Below are 15,471 nucleotides of genomic sequence, written 5' to 3' on the forward strand. Positions count from 1 at the left end.
GGCACGTTAAGTTACTTTAAACGGTATTTGAATTTTAGGCGCTTAATACAAGGCCAATTCCCTGGCGCAAATTGCTATAATCGAAAATCATGCGTGTTGCGCCCGTAGCTCAGTTGGATAGAGCAACGGACTTCTAATCCGTAGGTCGTGAGTTCGAATCTCGCCGGGCGCACCATATCAACCGGCAAAGCCGGGATACTTCAAGTTTCCATAAAATTAATCCCGCGCGACTTTCAAAATCCCCCAACAATTTTCAAAAAGCCGGGTTTCATCCGCCACCGGTGGAGGGTTTATGCTATTTTTTAAGAGCGAAACCACGATGCCTCCTTATGCTCAAGTTCAAGGAGAATGCAAATGGCGCTTAAAAACCTGTCCCTGGCGGCTCATATATTATCCGCCACCCTACTGATTTCCCCGCTCATCTTTATCCCGATAGCAACCGCTGGGCAATTGAGATTAACCGCCGTGGAAAAAATGACCGGCAATGTGGATTTCCCCGTGTCACTCTGCCAGTTCGATAAAGACACAATATTGTTCACGGAAAAAAGCGGGAGCGTACGGGTCATAAAAAACGGCATACTTTTAAAAAAGCCGATGAAAACGCTGGATGTGGCCACAGGTTTTGAGAAGGGGCTTTTGGGTATCGCCTGTAAAGACGGGGCTGTTTATGTTTACCATACCTATTCCACCGGATTATCCACCTACAACCGGGTGGTGCGACTCAACCCTGAAAAAGTGATTCTGGATAAAATCCCGGGCGCGGTGTTTCACAATGGCGGGGCGCTGGTATTCGGCCCCGACGGCATGCTCTACATCTCCACCGGAGACGCGCGGGATGAGAAGAGCGCCCAGGATATAAAAAGCCTCGCCGGTAAAATCATCCGCATAGCGCCCGATGGCTCCATTCCCGCGGACAATCCGTTTAAAGGCAGTCCGGTGTGGAGCCTGGGGCACAGGAACGTTTTCGGGATGACCTTCAACGATAAAGGGGAGCTTTTCATAACCGAGAACGGGACCAGCAGGGATGACGAGATAAACGTCATCCAAAAGGGGCGCAACTATGGATGGCCCGTGGTTTTGGGCGTAGCCGGCGACAGGAGATATGAAAACCCCCTCAAGACCTACACGCCGAACATCGCGCCCACAAACGGCGCGTTTTACAAAGACTGGTTCATATTCGGCGCATGGAATACCGGGGAGATAAGGGCGTTAAAGATAAAAGGAAAAGTCGCGTTAGCGGAGAAAACGCTATATATGGCCGGTTCCGGTGTTACGGACGTGAAATATTTTACGGACGGTTATCTCCATTTTGTGTCCCGCGATGGCATATACAGGGCGGTACTTGATGAGGGGCCGCCGTGATCATACCCCCGCCCCCTTCAGAGCCGCCTCTATGCCGCTGGAAAGGGTCACCCTGTTGCGTCCCCCCAGCTTGGAGCCGTACATGGCGCGGTCCGCGTGTTTAATAAGGGTTTGGGCCTCGTCACCGTCATCGGGGTACAGGGCCACGCCTATGCTCACGCTTATATGTAAGGAAAAGCTCTTTACTGGAACAGGCTCTTTCATCTCGTCCAGTATTTTTCTTGAAACCACCACGGCGTCGTAAGGACCCGCCAGGTCTTCAAGGAGAATCACAAACTCATCGCCACCCATGCGGGCCACCGTATCGGAGGCGCGGACGCTGTTTTTCAGCCGTTGCGCCACGGCTCGAAGGATTATATCGCCAGCGTCGTGGCCGTGATTATCATTGACGGGTTTTAGATTATCCAGATCCACCAGTAAAACGGCGATACGCTCATGCCGCCGTTTGGCCCGTTCTATGGCGCTTACAAGGCGCTCGTCCAGCAGATGTCGGTTTGCAAGGCCCGTCAGCGGGTCATGATGGGCCAGTTTGCGCAGGAGTTTTTCGCTTTCCTGCAACTGTTCATTGATACTGGTCAGGTCCCTTGTGCGGGCGCTCACCAGATCCTCCAATTCATGCTCGGTCCTGGTGAGCGCGTCTATCATGCCTTGCCGGGCGTTGTAAGCCTCTATTTGCGCGGCCTCCTTTTCCCTTTGCAGGTCGCTAATCCGCTCGGCCAGCGCAAACGAAAGCAAAAGCATCTCCAGCGCCGAACCTATTTGCATGGCGTACAGGGTAAAGAAATTGGTGGGAATCCAGCCCAGGTTCCGGGCGCCCAGCGCCGCCGTGCCCAACAAAAGCATGGTCCACGCCAGCAGGAAATAGCGGGCGCTGGTGAATCCGCGGATAAGGCAGACCACGCCGCTTAACGTGGCCACAAAAGAGAAGACCACCCCGGTGACCGACGTGAGCATGGCGCTGTGTTGATACGAAATAAACGGTATAAGCGCGATAAGCAGGGAAAATACGCCGCCGCAGGCCATGATGATTTTGTCCAGCGTGGGGGCGGAGCGGCGGGTGTTCAGGAACGTCCTGCAAAAAATGGCGCCGAACATGCCGGTGGCGTTAAACCCGGCGATGCTTGCGATGTTGGCCCAGGCCGTGTTCTCCGTCCAGAAATATTCGTTCCCCAACCCGTTCCATGAAAGCTGGCCTAGCGCCATGGCCCCCACGAACAGAACGTAATACAGGTAGCCTTTGTCACGCAGAGACAGGAATAAAAGAAAGTTATAGGCGAACAGCGCCACCAGAGTGCCAAAATACAGGCTTAAAGCCAGATATGCGTTGCGGCTGTGCAAATGGAACGCCTGGGGCGGCCACAAGGTGGAAGAGACGGTAAGACTACCCAGCGATTCCACCCGGATAATAAGGGAAACCAGTTTGGATGGAGGAAGCTTAAGCGGGAACACCATGTTCCGGTGCGGGTATGGCCGCTGGCTGAAAGCCAGCATGTCACCCGAGGTTTGGCGTGACATGACTTCGCCTGATACCGGATCCACCAGATACACATCCACATGGTCCAGGGTAGGGAAGGGAATCTCCAGAAACCAATCCGTAGGAGAGGCAAGCCGGTTGTTTATATCGGTCTTTATCCAAAACGCGGAGATGGAATATCCAAAATTAGGATTGTCCGATTCTGAGGGTTTGAACTTTGACGAGTTGGAACTGTCCAGAATATCCGCCAGGGAAAGCTTGTGTCCGGCGTCCTCTATGTAAAGGTAATGACTACCCAGGTTAATGACCGCGGAGTCATTCTCAACCACTACTTCTGAACGCGCCGGAACGGGAAAAAACAGAGGAACAATAAAAGCGAAAATTAACAGAAAAGAGACTGGCGCAGTTCTTGATGCTATCTGTGGACATTCCGGCGCAACCGGGCCGCTATTCCCCAGAGCTTTTTTCAGGCTCCTCAGATAATCATCAAGCATTAATTCCCACCCCAAGGCCACCCCGGCTTATGGAATTCAAAAAAACCCCATATGGGCACATTTTAAACCCAACCGGATTTATTTTGAATGAATATAAAAATTCGGTGGTGTCTCAGTTTGAATCTCAAATAATAGACAGATCCTTCACTTCGCTTGCGCTTCGCTCAGGATGACAATGTTATCAACGGCTGTTATATTGTCATTCTGAGCGTAAGTGAAGAATCTCCCCTGTACTTTCAAACTGGGAGACCACCAAAAATTCAATGGCGGGTGTGTTCCTAAAATTTAAAATTGTGTAAAATAAAGAACCCGATTGGTCTTTTCAATCACCTTGGCGCGCAATCCGGGCCAAGTATATAACGCATGTTTGGAGTTGTTCTTTGAGAAAAATTACCAGGTTCCTGTTTTTATCCTTGATGCCCGCCATGTTTGCGGCCTGTTCCGTTTCTGAAACAAAGGTGGACCTGGCTTCGGGCCCCAGCGGAGTCCAGGCGGCGGCGGGCAACGGCGCCGTAACCCTTACATGGAGCGGCATGACGGGGATGGACAGTTACAGGGTGTACTGGAACACATCAGGGGGAGTATCGGCGGGCAACGCCACGGCCATACAGACCGTTTCCGGAGCCCCATACACCCACGAAGGGCTCGCCAACGGGCAAACGTATTTTTACAGGGTAACCGGCGTAACCTCCGGCGGGGTGGAATCCCCCATGTCCGACGAGGTTTCGGCCACGCCAACCGTTCCAAGGGCGTCCGCTCCCTCTTCGGTTCAGGCGACGGGCGGGGATGGGGCCGTCACCCTTTCGTGGGACGCCGTGGCCGGAGCCGATTATTACATGATCTACTGGAACACCACGGGCGGCGTGAGCATGGCGGATAGGAACTTAACGGCCACATCAACAAGCTATACCCACGATTTTCTTGATAACGGCGTCACATATTATTACCGGCTTACCAGCGTGAACGGCGGCGGTGAAAGCGACATGTCCACCGAGCTTCATGTCACCCCGTCCGCCAGCGGCGGCTCCACGGGTGGAACCTGCGTGGCCGTGCCGGATCATTCAGGCTCCGTTATCTGGACCACGGCGGATTGCGGACCCTACGCCTATGGCTCCGGCCAGGCTTACCAGTTCAGCCTCTCCGGCGCTCCCACAATGACCAACGGGAAACTTTCGTTCAAGGTGACAGGTCTGTCCGACAGCATTCTGCCCTCAGGGAGGGACTTCTTCCTGATGTTCGCCAAGATGACAACGCCATCTGGAGCGGAAGGCAATTTCCAGATAGACCTGTTCATTGATGGCGCCGTAAACTCCCGGTTCATCTCGCAAAGGTTCGACGGGACCTGCTCGTCTTTCTGCGAGCGCCAGAACATCCACACGGAGGTTAGCTGGAACGGATCGGCCACCTACAAGTTCGAGTTCGAGTGGAACAGCTCCACGGTTTACATGCTGGTGACCGACGCCTCATCGGGCGCCACGGTGATGTCTGGCTCCTTGCCCACCGATGGGGCGTATGTTGGGGCGGATTACATAAGGGTAGGCAATGGCGCGCTGTCCGGCTATTCCGGGGTGGGTTCCACCATCACGGTAAGCGAGCTGAGGTTGTCGGTATTGCAATAGGTTGGGATTTATCCGGGGCGCGGCGCAAAACCGCGCCCCTTTTTATTTTTAGCGCCAGGGGATGTGAACTCAGGCTCCCCCGGTACCCATCTTGCCCAGGGCTTCGTTAAGCTCGTCAACTTTCCTCTTTAGCTCCTCCACCTCGGACTTGGTGGCAAGACCTGCCTGGTCCATGGCTTTTTTCACCGAAGAATCCACCATTTCAGCCAGTTTTTTCCTGTGCTCTTCCCCGGCGGATTGCAATTCGTTCAACAGCCGGTCCCCCTCTTCTTTACTCACCTTGCCGATTTCAGCCAGGTTATCGGTGACCTTCTTTAAATTCTCCTTGGACAGCCAAATGGCCCCCAACCCTATCTTGGCCGCGTCAAGTATGGTGTTCAACATACGCTCCTCCTTTCGCCTCTATTGGCGCCCCCTAATCGAGCCGCCCCGATACCATTATGGCCCATAATATCCTCAACCCCATAAAAAGGGATATGGCGTAACCCAGCAGACCCATCGCCGACAGCCCGAAAATCTTCGGTGGCAGTCCGGCGGACAGAACCATGGACGAACCCATGAATATGGCCGCCGTGAGTATGCCGAAAACCAGCCGGTTGGCGGAATGCTCCAGCCCCCGGTGCTCCATGTGTATCTCCATGGTCTCCTTGCGGAACCGCTCCAGTATGTCCACCAAGGCGCTGGGCGCCACCTCGAAAAAGTCATACATGGACTCGCCCAGCCGCCGGGCGGTTTTCAGTTTTCTGGCCGGGGCCAGCAGGCCCGACACGCCTATCTTCGCCTGGTATGGCGTTATGAGCGAGATAAGGTTGAAATCCGGGTTTAGCGCCCGGTTTGCGCCCTCCAGAGTCACCAGGGTTTTCATCAGCAGAACCACTTCCGACGGAAGGATTATATGGTGCCGGTGGATGATGGAGACCGCCTCGTTGAGCGCCTCGGACAGGTTCATGCGGGATAACGGGATTGAGGTGTAATAGGAAATGAACTCCGTCAGGTCCGAACCCAGCGCCGCCTGGTCCAGGTCTGGCGGGAGCTGGCCGGCCTTTATGATTATCCTCGCCAGCCGGTCGCTATCCTCAGAGATTATCACCGGGATCAGGTCTTCCAGATATCCCCGCATTTTTTCGGAGAGCCTGCCGGTCATGCCGAAATCCAGGAGGCCCAGGCCGCCGTCTTCCATGATCATGATGTTGCCCGGGTGCGGGTCGGCATGGTAAAAGCCGGTGACGAAAATCATCTTCAAATAAACCGACGCCACTTTTTCGGCGATTGCCGTGGTGTCGTAAGATTTTTTCAGCTCGTCGTCCATCATGTTCAGCGGCATGCCGTCCAGCCATTCCATCACCAGCGTCTTGGAGGTGGTGAGGTTTTCATGAACCTTGGGGATGTGGATTAAAGGGTCGCCCGCCAGGTCCTGATTGAGGTGGATTATGTTGCGCGCCTCCCGCATGAAGTCCATCTCCCGGGTTATCACCCGGGCGAACTGGGCCACGGTTTCTTTGGGGCGATAATAGCGCGCCTCTTCCATGTAGGTTTCAAGGATACCGGCCAGGTCCGCCAGTATTTCCATGTCGGTGGCGATAACCCGCTCTATGCCTTTTCTGCGCACCTTCACGGCAACCTTCTCGCCGGTCTTCAGTTTTGCCCGGTGAACCTGGCCGATGGAGGCGGACGCCACGGGGGTGGTGTCGAACTCCTCAAACACGTCGGATATGCGGCATTTCAATTCCGACTCCACCGTGTTTGTCACAACCTCCGGCGGATCGGCCCTTACGCAGGACTGGAGTTTCTTCAGCTCGTCGGACATGGGCACGCCCACAAGGTCCGGCCGTACGGAAAGAAGCTGACCCACCTTTATGAACGTGGGGCCCAGGTCCATCAGGGCCATGCGCACCCGTTCCTCGGTGGAAAGCTCCAAAAGCTCTTTGGACGCCTGGCGCTCCAGAATCTCCCGGGCGAAATCAAACTCCATGCGGTGGGCCCAGTCCGCCAGGCCATAACGGACAAGCACCGTGAATATCTCCCGGTACCGGGAGATGTAGCTTGTGGCGCGCCGGAGTCTGCCTAGGGACATTGATTTACTGGATGTTGATTTTCTTACTGGAATTATATCACCCTCGACCTGATTGCGTCCGCCAGCCGGTTTATGGCGCCCCTGTCCTTCACGTCCCAGTCCAGTGTAACGTCGGCCTGGGACCGGGTTGGCAGGGTATATTTCTCAAAGGCCGGTTCCACGGTCTCGATGAACTGGCGGATGACAGACTCTTCTGACCGGCCCCGCTCCACCGTGTCCCTGGCGATACGCCGGGCCAGCCTTATATCCCTTTCGGCGTTTACGAATATCCGGTAATCCAACAATGGCTGGATTGGTTGCGGGTAAAACAGGAGGATGCCCTCCACGATTATCACAGGCGCGGGCTCCACCCGCTCTGCGTCTGGTGTGGCCGCATGGTGGCAATAATCATAAACCGGCAAGGCTACGGGGCGTCCTGCTTTCAACGTGGAGATGTCCACGGCCAGCTGGGCGAAATTGAGCGCCTCGGGCACGTCATAATTCAGCCGGGCCCGCTCTTCCGGGGGCAGGGCGCTTCTGTCCAGAAAATAGCGGTCCACGCCTATGACCAGAGCCCCTTCTTCTGAAAGACGCTCCGCCAGCATATTGGCCACCATGGTCTTCCCGGCGGCCGACCCGCCGGAAACCCCCACTATAAACGGCCCACCGGTTGTTTCAGCCAAAATCGCCTTAAAGATAAGGTTGTTTAATGGATATGGGGCTATCATAAGGTAAAATTAGGTAATGGACAAAAAAGACCAAATCCCCGTTTCCCGGAGGCAATGGTTCAGCCAGGGTATTAAAATGCTGGGCCGGGCCGCCGTGGATTTCAACGAAGCCAGAAAAGACGCGGAAGAGATTCTCGCGCCGCCGCCCCGCGAAAAGTTTTCGCTGGATCCGGCCAGGGGATTCCTTCGCCCGCCTGGGGCCGTGCCGGAGCGGCAGTTCCGGGAGGTTTGCGACAAGTGCGACGCCTGCATAAAAGCCTGCCCGGAAGATGTGCTGTTCCGTGCGCCCGAATCAGCTGGAGACGCGGCGGGATACCCCATGTTCAACCCAAGGGCGAAAGCGTGTTTCCTTTGCGATCCTCTTCATTGCGTGGACGCGTGCGACCGGGGGGCGCTTGTGAAAGTGGAAACCATCCGCCAGCTTTCCATGGGCAAGGCCCGCATAAACCCTGCGCTTTGCCGGGCCCATGAGGATGAGGAATGCAGGTATTGCTACGATTTCTGCCCCCTCAAAGAGTCCGCCATAATTATGCTTGGCGGCGTGCCGGTGATTCAGGGCGCCGAATGCGTGGGTTGCGGCCTGTGTGAATATTACTGCGGCCGGAAAGCGGGCCGCGGAGCCATAACAACCCTTCCCCGCCTGGTGTGACCGGCCGGTAAACGATGGAGAAAACCGTTAAACCACAGGATGGACAGGGGCAGGCCCAGACGGCGCCCAGGCAGATACGGCTTCTTGTGGTGGAGAACGACCAGGATCGCTCCCATGCCATCAAGCGGATATTTGACGTCGCCTCCGGAGCCAGGTTCGACATAGAGTTCCGGGCTTTCGCCCAAACCGCCGGGTTCTCCGCCATGTCTTTCACTTACAACGCCGCCGTGGTGGATTTCACCTCCGACCCGAAGGCGGCGGCGCTGGCCGCCTGGCGGTTGCGTTCCATAAGCCAGGAGATGGGCATCGCCGTTATAGCCCCTTCGGGTGAGTTTTTAGTTCCCGTGGAAGTTCTCGAGTTGGGCCTAGGGCCGTTTGTGGCGTGGGACGATGACGGCATAGCCTCAATGCCGCAGATGGTTCTGGCCATGGCCGAACCCGGTTCCGGAGCGTCATCGGGGATTGCTTCCCAAAACGTTTTGCGCCAGCGCCACCAGGAGTTGAGGGACATTACAGACAGCCTGGCGCGGCAAAGCGTCCACCTCATCCATCTCCGTAACGAACTGGCCGCCGAAAAGAGCAAGCTTGAAACCATTATTAACGGCATGACCGACGGCGTGGTGTTCTTCGATATCTCCGGCAAACTGGAAACCATAAACCCCGTGGCGTCGGCCCTGTTCCCATATCTTGCGCTGGGTGACGAGGCCAAAGAACAGTTTGTGTCCAGGCTTATGGAAGGCCGGCAGGGAGAGCTAAAGACGGGCGGATATTTCGACGCCACCATTACGGGAAGGATATACCGGGTGCGGGTGACGGAGGTGGCAGGGGCGGAAGGGGGCCCCGCGGGCTCTCTTGTGATGCTTACGGACATCACCCAGGATAAAGAATACGAACGGCTGAAAAACGATTTCACCTCCATGATCTCCCACGAGCTTCGCACCCCGCTCACCTCCATCCGGGCCGCGGTGGACAATTTCATGAGCGGCAACCTGGGGGATGTCACCGAGCGGCAGATACGGTTCCTCGAGATGATCAAACGCAACGTGGAGCGCCAGCAAGCCCTTATAGACGACCTTTTGGACCTGGCCAAGTTCGAGGCGGGCCAGATGGAGCTTGTGCTGGAGCATGTTAACCCCGTGACGGTAACGCAATTCTGCGTGGACCAGTTCTCGCTGGCGTTCCGGGACAAGGGCATCACCCTGGAACTTTCCCACGACGGCGCCGTAAGGGAAATGGCCATTGACCAGCGGCTGTTCTCCCAGGGGGTTAACAATCTGCTTTCAAACGCGCTAAAATTCACCGGCGAGGGGGGAGGCGTTTCGGTTTCCCTCAGCGTGGCTAAGGCGGGAGGGGAGGAGATGCTACGCATAGCGGTGGCGGACACCGGCATAGGCATCCCCCGGGACCAGGCCCAGCGTATATTCGACAAGTACACCCAGCTGGACAGCTCCACCCGGCGCCGGTATCCGGGCACGGGTTTGGGGCTGGCGGTGGTACGGGAGATAGTAAAAGCCCACGGCGGAAACGTAGCCGTGGAAAGCGAGCCCGGCAAAGGAAGCGTTTTCACCATGCTCTTGCCCATAACAAGGAGAGGGAAATGACCAGGCCCAACATCCTCATAGTGGATGACGAGGAAGACATCAGGCTCAACCTTATGGCGGCCCTGTCCGCCGAAGGGTACGACATAAGGCTGGCCGCCACCGGAGCCGAGGCTCTGGACATGGTGAAGGAACGCAGGCCGGACCTGGTGATGCTGGACGTGATGATGCCGGACATGGACGGGTACGAGCTGTGCAAGCGGATGAAAGAGGACTACGGGTTGAAAAATGTGGGCGTGGTGTTCGCCTCGGCCCTTAGAAAAACCCGGGACCGGGTGGAAGGGCTGGATAGGGGCGCCGACGACTACATAACCAAACCCTTTAACATGCCCGAGTTAATGGCAAAGATCCGCGCCCACCTCCGGATGTCGGAGTACAAGAAACAGCTGGAGAGGCTGGCGGAATTCGCCCGGTCGCTAAACTCCATAGAGCTGGACCGCATATCGGCGGCGGTCTCGGAAACACTGCCGGATCTGCTCCCGTCAGACCGTTTCTCGCTGTTCATGCTGGACGGGCAGGAGAATAACCTAAGGTTGCTGGCCCACAACTATGGCGGCGAGGGGATGGATAACCTGCTCCTTCCATTGGAATCGTCACCTATCATGGCCGAGGCCCTGAAGAACGGAGTGGAGATATTGGTTGAGGATTTCCAGGCCAGCCCCTATTCCACAAGAAGCAAACGGGCCAGGTATAACGACGGGTACGCCTTTTGCGCCCCTGTCATGATGGGCGGGGAGGCCCTGGGGGTGTTGAACCTCAACGGCAACGGACAGGGGTTTTTCTCCAGGATGGACATGAACGTGGCGCGGCTTGTGACCGAAACGCTGGCCGCCACCCTGCTGAACCACCGCAGGCACATGGAGATAAACCGGCTGGCCATCACCGACGGGCTTACGAAACTTTTCAACCACAGGCATTTTTACGAGCGGCTCACCCAGGAGTTCGAACGGACCAGAAGGTTCCACCAGGACCTGACGTGCGTGATGATAGACGTGGATCATTTCAAAAAGATAAACGACACCTACGGCCACCTGGCCGGAGACGTGATATTGAAACACATAGCCGATAAGCTGGCCGCGCACCTGCGCAAGATAGACCTGGTGGCCCGCTACGGCGGCGAGGAGTTTTCGATACTGCTCCCGCAGACCGACACCCACGCCGCCGAGGCGGTGGCGGAGAGGATAAGGCAGGACGTGGCGTCGTCCCCGGCGGAAACCGGAGCCGGGCCGGTAACCGTCACCATATCCATCGGCATTTGTAGCGCCAACACCCCGGGCGTGACCAAGGTGGACGACCTGGTGCGTATGGCCGACGAGGCCCTCTACCAGGCCAAACGCGCCGGGCGGGACAAAACCTTGGTTTACGGCGCCGGAAACTAAGCAAGATGCAGTACTTTTTCCTTTCGCTGGCAGTAAGCTATCTTCTCGGCTCCGTTCCCACCGCCCTTGTCGCCGGGCGCATAATCGCCGGGGTGGACATAAGAAACCACGGCTCCGGCAACGCCGGGGCCACAAACATCTACCGCCTGTACGGGATGAAACCATACATCGCGGTGCTTTCGCTGGACATGCTGAAAGGTTTCGCGGCGGTCGCCTTTGTGGCGCCATTAGGCTACGGCTTCGTGTCGGACCAGCGGACGGCGCTTTACTGCGGCCTGATGGCCGTGGTGGGGCACATATGGACGGTGTTCGCGGGGTTCCGCGGCGGCAAAGGCGTGGCCACGGCGGGCGGTGTTTTTCTTGGGCTCAACTGGCCGGTTACGGTAATCGCCCTGGGCGCCTATCTTGCTGTGACCCTTGCCACCAAATACGTTTCGCTGGGCTCCATGACGGCGGCGGTCCTTACCCCTGTCCTGCTTTTGATGGACAAAATGATATTCGGCCACGACGTTCCCCTGGAGCTGGTGGGGGCGGGCGTGGCGCTGGCCTGTTTAATCGTTTACACCCACCGGGAGAACATTAAAAGGCTGATGAGGGGCGAGGAGAGGAAGACCGATTTCCTGGGGGGCTTGCGCCGCCCCGGGAAACCATGACCATGCGGGTCAGCCTTTATGATGCTCCAGCTTGAAGGCCACTTCCACAATCACCTGCCATTCGACTATCTTGCCGGTTTCGTCTATCCTTCCCCTTTGCTCCAGCACCTGGAACCAGTTGAGGCCCCTTAAGGTCTCATGCGCCTCCATGATGGCGTTTTGGATGGCGTCTTCGTAGCTTGTGGTGGAAATGCTGGCCACCTTGATGACTTTAAAAGTTTTGTTCATGATTTGCGCCTCCCGGATAATCTGATACCCATGTTTCAATTCCGTTTTTAGGTCGGATTCCACCGCTAGGCCTATTTTACCGTTATGCCGGTTGGCGTAGAAATGTTTTTACCGGGCCGCGCAAAAATAAAAATGCCCGGCGGCTGGTAGCCACCGGGCAGACGGAACAGGTTGTTACTGAATAGCGGAAAGCCTCAGGTCGGAAACCGTAAGCGTTCCGGCCAGCGAGTGATGATACGAAGGGAACGCGCCGTTGCCCACGTTGATGTAACTGGCCCCGGAGTAGTCCCCGTTGGTGGTCAGGCCGCCATAGGTGTAAACGGGCGCGCCGGTATCGGCATCGGTGATAACCATGGAAACCACGCCGCCGCCCCAAGTCACTTCAAACTGGTAAGTGGTAGCCGCATTCCATGATATGGCCGTCACCCTGTCCTGGTTCTCGCAGAAGTTGGAGCAGGTGCCGTCGAACCGCTGGGTGATAAGCCTCTCGTGGCTGGCGCCCTCGCTCCACATGACATACTGGAAGTTGCCCTCGCGCCCGTTTGGCGTAACCATCATGCCGAAAATTATCCACCATTCGGCCCCGGGAAGAAGGTTGTCGGCGATGCCTTTGGCCTTAAAGGAAATGCGCCCTTTGGCCCATGACACTGTGTTATTGAGCTGGAAACTGTAATACTGGCCGCCGGTGTAGTTGTAGGGGCCGCAGTCGTATGTGGTGTAAAGCACGGTTCCGGAAGCGGTATGCTCGGGTACGCACACAGACTCGGCTACGGGTTCAGTGGCGGTCTCGGTGGATGCCTGGGAGTCGGTAGATTCGGGAACACTGGAGCTGGAAGAAGAACATCCGGCTGTAACGCCGACGAACAGCAGGGCGGTAAAAAGCCCCAGGATTTTCCTTAACGTCATTTCTTGCCCATCCAAAAATTATGTGAAATTGAGAGTTCTGATCCTCGCGCCTATACCGGCAGGCCACAGGCGCGCTTATACCGCTTATAAAGGGTTCCAATAAATTTAATGAATTTTTGGTTAAAGGCCAAGAAAAAAATTCACCATCAGCGGCCATTGATGGATAATTAACACTTTAGCGCGTCCGCCGGGCGCGCCGGGAAACGCATGTTTTCAGTAAATAAGGGGCTTTCTTCATGGCCAGAAAACACCACAAGCGCAGGGCAAAGAAATCCGGCATGCCGCCGGGCACCCTCCTTGCGGCTGAAGAGTTTGTGGAGGAGACCCCTCAAGCCGAATTTGAAGCTTCCAGGATAACCATCCTCGAATACGACGAGAAATATTTCCATGCCGAGCAGACCTATTCCGTGGATGTCCTGCCCAGGTTCAGAGACAGCGCCACCATCACCTGGATCAATATGGACGCCATCAGCGACGCGAGGACACTGGAGCGCATCGGGGCGGTGTTCAACCTGCATCCTCTGACACTGGAGGACATCCAGAGCCTGGACCAGCGCCCGAAAATGGACGATTACGACGATTACCTGTACCTGGACCTGAAGATCCTGGGTTACGACACCGAGAGGAACGAGATAACATCCGAAGCCTTCAGCCTTGCCCTGGGCCCCACCTGGGTGCTGACTTTCCACGAGCGGGAGAGTGGCGCGCTCAACGCCATACGCGACAGGATACGCGCCAGCGGCGGCAGGATAAGGAAAATGGGGGCGGACTACCTGGCCTACTGCCTGATGGACGCCATTGTGGACCAATACTTCCTGGTGCTCGAAAAGCTGGACGAACGTATAGAGATACTGCAGGACGAGGTGATGAGCAACCCCACTTCAGCGTACCTGAGGGAGTTAAACTCGCTGAAACAGGAGATAATCCTTCTAAGAAAATCCGTGTGGCCCTTGCGGGACGTGATAGTAAAGATGGAGCGGAGCGATTCGGGCCTGATAAAAGAGGCCACAACCCTCTATCTGCGCGACATATACGACCACACAGTGCACATAATAGACACCATAGAAACCCTTCGGGACCTTATTTCGGGCATGCTGGACGTCTATCTTTCCAGCTCCAACAACCGCCTCAACGAAGTGATCAAATTCCTGACCATCATATCCACCATATTCATACCCCTAACGTTCCTTGCGGGCGTGTACGGGATGAATTTCCACCATTTCCCGGAATTAAACTGGGAGCACGGCTATCTCTATTTCTGGATCATCAACCTGGGCATAGCCGGGGGGATGCTGTATTACTTCAAGCGGAAAGGCTGGTTGTGATCCCGCGCCCGTCCGGAACGCCAGTTGTGGCATAATACCGCTTCTTTGTATTTTAAAGGATTGCGATGACCGGCGGAATATGGCCCTGGATAGCTTTTAACGTATTCGTGCTGGCCATGCTGGCGCTGGACCTGGGGCTGTTGAACAAAAAGGCCCACGAAATAACCATAAGGGAATCCCTTATGTCCAGCGCGGGGTGGATAAGCCTGGCCCTTCTGTTCGGCGCGGGGCTTTACTTCTTCCGGGGTCAGGAAGACGCGGTGAACTTCATCACCGGATACCTCATCGAAAAATCGCTGAGCGTGGACAACCTGTTCGTGCTCCTGCTCATATTCTCCTATTTCCAGGTTCCGGGTATTTACCAGCACCGGGTCCTTTTCTGGGGGATACTCGGGGCCATCGTGCTTCGCCTTACCTTTATCATTGTGGGCGTGGCGCTCATCAAGATGTTCCACTGGATAATATATATTTTCGGCGCGTTCCTCATATATTCCGGCGTAAAAATGGCGTTGCACCAGGAGTCGGAAATAGAACCGGAGAAGAACCCCATCCTCAGGCTGTTCCGTAAGGTCATGCCCATAGCCCCCGGTTTTGAAACCGGCCGGTTCTTCCTGACAAAAGACGGCGTCCGCCACGCCACGCCGCTTTTCGTGGCTCTGTTGCTCATCGAAACGTCGGACGTAATATTCGCGCTGGACTCCATCCCGGCCATCTTCGCCGTAACGCTGGATCCGTTCATTGTTTACACCTCCAACATTTTTGCCATCCTGGGCCTGCGGTCGCTTTATTTTGCGCTGGCGGGGCTTATGAAGCTGTTCCATTACCTGCATTACGGCCTGTCAGCGATCCTGGTGTTCCTGGGGCTTAAAATGATCGGGGAAAGTTTCCTGCATATTCCGGTGCTGGCGGCTTTAGGGGTTATCGCTTTGGTGCTTACCGCGTCCATCACGGCTTCGCTTATGTTTCCCGCGAAAAACGGCGGGGAAGAGGGGAAATAACACCG

14 protein-coding genes and 1 tRNA gene are annotated in these 15,471 nt (G+C 56.0%); 9 read left to right on the forward strand and 6 right to left on the reverse strand.

The genetic code is table 11. The annotated features are described in order from the left end of the window. The first annotated feature begins 98 nt into the window (after positions 1–98). Both HY751_10535 and HY751_10540 read left to right on the forward strand, forming a co-directional pair. A tRNA-Arg gene (locus HY751_10535) sits at positions 99–175 on the forward strand. Between the two features lie 275 nt (positions 176–450). Continuing rightward, positions 451–1,362, forward strand: coding sequence for a PQQ-dependent sugar dehydrogenase (locus HY751_10540; GenBank protein MBI4666832.1), 912 nt, complete (start codon positions 451–453; stop codon positions 1,360–1,362). Here HY751_10540 and HY751_10545 read toward each other — a convergent pair whose 3' ends face one another. Continuing rightward, entirely contained in the window at positions 1,363–3,165 is a 1,803-nt protein-coding gene (locus HY751_10545) for a GGDEF domain-containing protein (GenBank protein MBI4666833.1), read from the reverse strand. Between the two features lie 545 nt (positions 3,166–3,710). Here HY751_10545 and HY751_10550 point away from each other — a divergent pair. Then, positions 3,711–4,949 carry a fibronectin type III domain-containing protein gene (locus HY751_10550; GenBank protein ID MBI4666834.1) on the forward strand — a complete coding sequence of 413 codons (1,239 nt, stop codon included), beginning with the start codon at positions 3,711–3,713 and terminating at the stop codon, positions 4,947–4,949. A 69-nt stretch (positions 4,950–5,018) separates the two neighbouring features. Here the strand turns inward: HY751_10550 and HY751_10555 are convergent, their stop codons facing one another. From HY751_10555 to udk, 3 genes are read right to left on the reverse strand one after another with little or no spacing between them, the layout of a single operon-like run. Beyond that, positions 5,019–5,333: a phasin family protein gene (locus tag HY751_10555; protein MBI4666835.1), complete on the reverse strand. Its 315-nt coding sequence runs from the start codon at positions 5,331–5,333 to the stop codon at positions 5,019–5,021. A 31-nt stretch (positions 5,334–5,364) separates the two neighbouring features. After that, the gene (locus tag HY751_10560; GenBank protein ID MBI4666836.1) at positions 5,365–7,023 is read right to left on the reverse strand and encodes an AarF/ABC1/UbiB kinase family protein; all 1,659 of its coding nucleotides are present in this window, start codon (positions 7,021–7,023) and stop codon (positions 5,365–5,367) included. Between the two features lie 32 nt (positions 7,024–7,055). Next, on the reverse strand, positions 7,056–7,685 hold the full coding sequence (gene udk, locus HY751_10565) for a uridine kinase (GenBank protein MBI4666837.1): 630 nt from the start codon (positions 7,683–7,685) through the stop codon (positions 7,056–7,058). 61 nt (positions 7,686–7,746) lie between these two features. On the opposite strand from udk, the gene HY751_10570 reads away from it, so the two are divergent. The 4 genes from HY751_10570 to plsY are packed head-to-tail and all read left to right on the forward strand — an operon-like array spanning position 7,747 to position 12,009. Next, complete coding sequence (locus HY751_10570) at positions 7,747–8,379, forward strand: 4Fe-4S ferredoxin (protein MBI4666838.1); 633 nt, start codon at positions 7,747–7,749, stop codon at positions 8,377–8,379. A gap of 14 nt (positions 8,380–8,393) precedes the next feature. Beyond that, the gene (locus HY751_10575) at positions 8,394–9,980 is read left to right on the forward strand and encodes a hypothetical protein (protein ID MBI4666839.1); all 1,587 of its coding nucleotides are present in this window, start codon (positions 8,394–8,396) and stop codon (positions 9,978–9,980) included. Further along, entirely contained in the window at positions 9,977–11,356 is a 1,380-nt protein-coding gene (locus tag HY751_10580) for a diguanylate cyclase (protein ID MBI4666840.1), read from the forward strand. The genes HY751_10575 and HY751_10580 overlap by 4 nt, the downstream gene beginning before the upstream one ends. A 5-nt stretch (positions 11,357–11,361) precedes the next feature. Next, positions 11,362–12,009 carry a glycerol-3-phosphate 1-O-acyltransferase PlsY gene (gene plsY, locus HY751_10585; GenBank protein MBI4666841.1) on the forward strand — a complete coding sequence of 216 codons (648 nt, stop codon included), beginning with the start codon at positions 11,362–11,364 and terminating at the stop codon, positions 12,007–12,009. A 9-nt stretch (positions 12,010–12,018) separates the two neighbouring features. Here the strand turns inward: plsY and HY751_10590 are convergent, their stop codons facing one another. Together HY751_10590 and HY751_10595 are read right to left on the reverse strand one after the other, a co-directional pair. Then, the gene (locus HY751_10590; GenBank protein ID MBI4666842.1) at positions 12,019–12,237 is read right to left on the reverse strand and encodes a dodecin domain-containing protein; all 219 of its coding nucleotides are present in this window, start codon (positions 12,235–12,237) and stop codon (positions 12,019–12,021) included. A 174-nt stretch (positions 12,238–12,411) separates the two neighbouring features. Then, a complete protein-coding gene (locus tag HY751_10595; GenBank protein MBI4666843.1) occupies positions 12,412–13,143 on the reverse strand; it encodes a hypothetical protein in 732 nt (243 codons plus the stop codon). 236 nt (positions 13,144–13,379) lie between these two features. On the opposite strand from HY751_10595, the gene corA reads away from it, so the two are divergent. Both corA and HY751_10605 read left to right on the forward strand, forming a co-directional pair. Then, a complete protein-coding gene (corA, locus tag HY751_10600) occupies positions 13,380–14,468 on the forward strand; it encodes a magnesium/cobalt transporter CorA (GenBank protein ID MBI4666844.1) in 1,089 nt (362 codons plus the stop codon). 65 nt (positions 14,469–14,533) lie between these two features. Beyond that, a complete protein-coding gene (locus tag HY751_10605; protein ID MBI4666845.1) occupies positions 14,534–15,466 on the forward strand; it encodes a TerC family protein in 933 nt (310 codons plus the stop codon). Positions 15,467–15,471 lie beyond the last annotated feature (5 nt).

This window comes from Nitrospinota bacterium (assembly GCA_016208975.1).
Lineage (GTDB): Bacteria > Nitrospinota_A > UBA7883 > UBA7883 > JACRLM01 > JACQXA01.

Bases quoted from the DNA above. Each gene is read 5' to 3' on its own strand.
- HY751_10555 (MBI4666835.1), bottom strand. From the start codon at position 5,333: ATGTTGAACACCATACTTGACGCGGCCAAGATAGGGTTGGGGGCCATT.
- HY751_10560 (MBI4666836.1), bottom strand. From the start codon at position 7,023: ATGTCCCTAGGCAGACTCCGGCGCGCCACAAGCTACATCTCCCGGTAC.
- HY751_10570 (MBI4666838.1), top strand. From the start codon at position 7,747: ATGGACAAAAAAGACCAAATCCCCGTTTCCCGGAGGCAATGGTTCAGC.
- HY751_10575 (MBI4666839.1), top strand. From the start codon at position 8,394: ATGGAGAAAACCGTTAAACCACAGGATGGACAGGGGCAGGCCCAGACG.
- HY751_10580 (MBI4666840.1), top strand. From the start codon at position 9,977: ATGACCAGGCCCAACATCCTCATAGTGGATGACGAGGAAGACATCAGG.
- plsY (MBI4666841.1), top strand. From the start codon at position 11,362: ATGCAGTACTTTTTCCTTTCGCTGGCAGTAAGCTATCTTCTCGGCTCC.
- HY751_10590 (MBI4666842.1), bottom strand. From the start codon at position 12,237: ATGAACAAAACTTTTAAAGTCATCAAGGTGGCCAGCATTTCCACCACA.
- HY751_10595 (MBI4666843.1), bottom strand. From the start codon at position 13,143: ATGACGTTAAGGAAAATCCTGGGGCTTTTTACCGCCCTGCTGTTCGTC.
- corA (MBI4666844.1), top strand. From the start codon at position 13,380: ATGGCCAGAAAACACCACAAGCGCAGGGCAAAGAAATCCGGCATGCCG.
- HY751_10605 (MBI4666845.1), top strand. From the start codon at position 14,534: ATGACCGGCGGAATATGGCCCTGGATAGCTTTTAACGTATTCGTGCTG.